At 32.7% G+C, this 947-nt stretch carries 1 protein-coding gene; it reads right to left on the bottom strand.

Going from position 1 to position 947, the window contains the following annotated elements; translation table 11 throughout:
* Positions 1-51: 51 nt before the first annotated feature.
* Positions 52-753 (bottom strand): serine hydrolase domain-containing protein, encoded by a 702-nt coding sequence (locus tag WAO84_RS17150; protein WP_340067370.1) that lies wholly within the window; start codon positions 751-753, stop codon positions 52-54.
* Positions 754-947 lie beyond the last annotated feature (194 nt).

The following is a 947-nucleotide window of genomic DNA, read 5'->3' as shown; positions in this document are numbered from 1 at the left end:
TGACAGTTAAAATTTAAAGTTAGAAAATTCTAATTTTAAGCTGTCCTATTTTTAGGGAAGGCTACAATTGTATAAATACTCATTAGCAATCGATTTATTATCCCATTCGGGTAACAGATAACCTGTATGCTTCATTCCGCTTGGTTCAAATATTTTTTCTTTAAGATAGTCTTCATAATTCTTTCCTGATACTAATTCAATTATTCGTCCAAGCACGCTATATCCTGAATTGGAATAGGAATAACTTGTTCCTGGCTTAAAACGCAACTCAGTATCAAACAATTCTTTAAAATAAACGTCTTGAGGCATATGGTCGAAATCTCCAACTCCAATACCATGCCCGAAGCCTGCTGAATGTGTCAGTAATTGATGAATGGTTATTCCTCTTTTATCAGATGGAATGTTTTTAAAATATTGACCTAAAGTATCCGTTACCTTTAACTTTTCTTCTTCTTCAAGTTTTACAATAGCCGCTCCGGTAAATTGTTTAGTTACAGAACAGATGTCAAAAACGGTTTCAGGTGTATTTGGAATAGAATCCTTTTTACTAGCTAACCCGTAACCTTTGTTGAGAATGATATTGTCGTTTTTGACAATTAACAGTGCACCATTAAAGCCATTGGCTTCACACTCTTTTAAGTAAGAATCTATTTGATTGTCTTGAACCTTAGCGTTTGAATTTTTATCCTGTTTATGGCTACAAGAAATACAAACGATACTTATTAATAAAATGAGTGATTTAAGTTTTTGCATTACGTTTTTGAATATTGTTAACGGGTTTGTATAATCGTTAGTTATGACTTAAATATTATAATTTAGATACAAACCTATCTATTACTAGCTATCTTTTATGTTAACTATTGTTAATGAGTTTTAATTATTGCTAACGGTTTGGCTATGAGTTGCGTGGGTTAGCGGTTAACTTTGCAAGCCTGCCTGCCGGTAGG

The organism is Ascidiimonas aurantiaca (assembly GCF_037646345.1).
In the GTDB taxonomy this organism is placed as follows: Bacteria; Bacteroidota; Bacteroidia; order Flavobacteriales; family Flavobacteriaceae; genus Ascidiimonas; species Ascidiimonas aurantiaca.
This window is presented reverse-complemented; position numbering and strand designations above follow the sequence as displayed.

Excerpts from the sequence above, each read along its gene's own strand:
- WAO84_RS17150 (WP_340067370.1), bottom strand. The coding sequence starts at position 753 with ATGCAAAAACTTAAATCACTCATTTTATTAATAAGTATCGTTTGTATT.